Annotated in this window: 2 protein-coding genes; both read right to left on the bottom strand. The window is 41.7% G+C overall.

The window, feature by feature from the left end; all coding sequences use genetic code 11:
• Nucleotides 1-252: 252 nt before the first annotated feature.
• Entirely contained in the window at nt 253-1,554 is a 1,302-nt protein-coding gene (locus ABYB02_RS16340) for a hemolysin family protein (protein ID WP_372763431.1), read from the bottom strand.
• Nucleotides 1,555-1,695: 141 nt separating this feature from the next.
• Entirely contained in the window at nt 1,696-2,805 is a 1,110-nt protein-coding gene (locus tag ABYB02_RS16335; protein ID WP_372763430.1) for an arginase family protein, read from the bottom strand.
• Between the last annotated feature and the right edge of the window lie 15 nt (nt 2,806-2,820).

Raw genomic sequence — 2,820 nt, 5'->3', positions numbered from 1 at the left:
TTTTATTGATTTTTATAATGGGTGTCTTTGAAAGAGGTAATTTAAAGATGGGTGTCTATTTAATTTATGAAAGAGGTAATTTAAAGATGGGTGTCTATTTAATTTTAAAATTTGCCAGCTATTCGATAGCGTAAAACGTCAATGTTAGTTGAGACTGCTTTTTTCGATGGGTTTTACTTCTCGAAACCTCAGCTGTGTATAAACACCTTAAGCAAGGTGTTTATACTGGCTTAAATTGAGAAACTGCTGCCGTTAGTTTTGTATCGTCTCTGGCGTGGGTACTATTTTTGATACCAATAGCTGCTCTACGCGAATGCCTTCTACATCCACTACTTCAAACTTAAAGCCGGCGTATTGAATAAACTCGGCACGTTTAGGAATGCGTTTCATGGTATATATTAAGTAGCCGGCCACAGTTTCGTAATGGCTCTGCTGCGGAAATTCATCAATATCAAGTACTTTAGCCAGCTCCACAATGGGTGTTAAGCCATCCACCAGCCACGAGTTTTCGTCGCGCTCAATGATCAGCTCTTCACCGCTGTGGGTCATTAAATCGCCCATAAAGCCTTTCATTAAATCTTTTACCGTGACAATACCCACTACCAGTGCATACTCATTAACCACTACCGCAAACGGTTGCACCGCTGTTTTAAACGCGTTGAGTGCTTCTGATAAACTCAGTGTTTCTGGCAAATAAAAAATATCATTTTCAAGCATATCGTTATTAATATTCGCCGCTTCGCCTTTAAGCACTTGGCGTAAAATATCTTTTGATTCAACCGAGCCAATTAACTTATCTAAATTGCCATTACACACTAGAAAGTCATTGTGTGGGTGTTCAATAATTTTGCTGGCAATATCAGCACTTGACTCATGTATATCAAAAAATACAATTTGGTCGCGTGGAGTCATCACGCTCGATAAAAAGCGCGCTTCTAAGTCAAATACATTGCCAATCAGGTCATATTCTTGTTGCTGCAAACTGCCATATTCAGCACCGGCGTCCATCATCGCCACAATGTCTTCCGTGGTCACAACATCTTCGCGCTCGGTAGGTACTTTAAAAATACGCAGCACGATATTGGTTAAACCATTAAAAAATAATACCAGCGGAGTTAAAGCAAACGTTACCCAGCGCATAATAGTGACCACGCGCACGGCAACCGCTTCTGGCAAAATCATCGCCAAACGCTTAGGTAATAGGTCTGCAAATAAAATAAACAGTGAGGTGATCGCTAAAAACGACAATAAAAAGCTTATTTGCCCTAATAAAGGGCCTTGATAAAAAAACTGCAACACGTGCTGCACATAAGGCGACAGTGCTTGCTCACCCACAATGCCGCCTAAGATGGCAATCGCATTAAGGGTTATTTGGATCATGGCGAAAAAGGCACCGGGTTGTTCTTGCAGCTTTAATACCGCAGCCGCTTGTACATTGCCTTCATCAGCCATGACTCTTAATTTTATTTTACGCGACGCGGCAATGGCAATTTCTGACATCGCAAACAACGCACTGATCAAGATTAATAAGCCAATCCCGACTAAATCACCCATTTATAGCTCCAATAATAAACACTTTTATAGCAAAAGTGGCTGGATTATAGTCGCTTTTTTAAACGGGGCAATTTAAATTTAATAATTATTAAAAGTACTTAATAATCAATAAAATAAACAGGCCTTTCGGCCTGGTTTTGATTACTTATTCATCGCACCAATTAAAAACGCTGAAATTTTAGCGCCTTCGCGTAAGGTGGTTTCTGAACTAGACTGGCCAACCAACGAGCTGTCGGTAAACGGGGCTATTTCCATCATGTCGGCACCGGTAATAGGAAACTCATCTGCAATCGCAGATAAAATATCCAGTGCGTGTTGTGGCGTTAAGCCATTAGCTTCGGGAGTACCGGTTGCTGAGGCAAATTGCTCATCCAATGCGTCTATATCAAAGCTTACATATACTTCGTCTACATTATCTGCTTTAAGTTGTGCAATCGCATCGGCAGCAACCGCCTGTGCGCCACGTTCAATAATTTCGTGTGCCCAATGCTGTTTTACTCCAAAGGTCGACTCCCAATGCTCCTTTGGTTTACCGCTAGAACGAATACCAAATTGAATGAGGTGATGCGGCGCCGGTAAAAACTCTAAAATATGCGTACACCAAGAGCCAAAACATAAATCAATGCCTAAGCGTTCAACCAATAAGTCGGTGTGAGCATCAAAGTGAATAATGGCAGTACGTTTGCCCTGCTCACGTTTTGCTTTTAAATAGGCTTTTGTCAGTGGGTAGCTAATTGAGTGATCGCCGCCAATACCAAAAATGCCTTTATCTTTAAAGTTGGCGTAAAAGCTGTCGCACACATCTTCAGTGATCGACAAGGGGCTAACGTAATAATCGTCATTTTCATCACCATAAAGCGCTTTTTGACAATTGCTAATAGTGGCGTCATTGAGGTATTTGTCGTGTAATAAATGAGGAATAACACGTACATCGCCTAAATCGAATGAACGACATTGCGTTTGCTGATCAATTAACGCCGAGCGTAAAAATAACGGTCCCCAGTTAGCACCACGCAAAATACCGCCACCACAATCAGAGCTAATCCCTAACATCACCGCTTTGTGGGGTGAATTTGGCAGCTCATTGAGAGACTCGCGCCACAGTGGATCAACATTGTCGGTTTGCCCATACAGCTTATTTCTTAAAGCGGCTTTGCGCTCTTTTGCGGTGTTAACGGTATACACGCCATCACCCGGGGCGCATAAACAATGCTCAATTTTACGTTTAAATGCTTGAAAATCTGTGCTCATAGTAAACCCTTATAA

It is taken from the genome of Pseudoalteromonas sp. (assembly GCF_041613455.1).
Lineage (GTDB): Bacteria > Pseudomonadota > Gammaproteobacteria > Enterobacterales > Alteromonadaceae > Pseudoalteromonas.
Note: the sequence above shows the minus strand (reverse complement) of the source record. Positions and strands in the feature narration are given on the sequence as shown.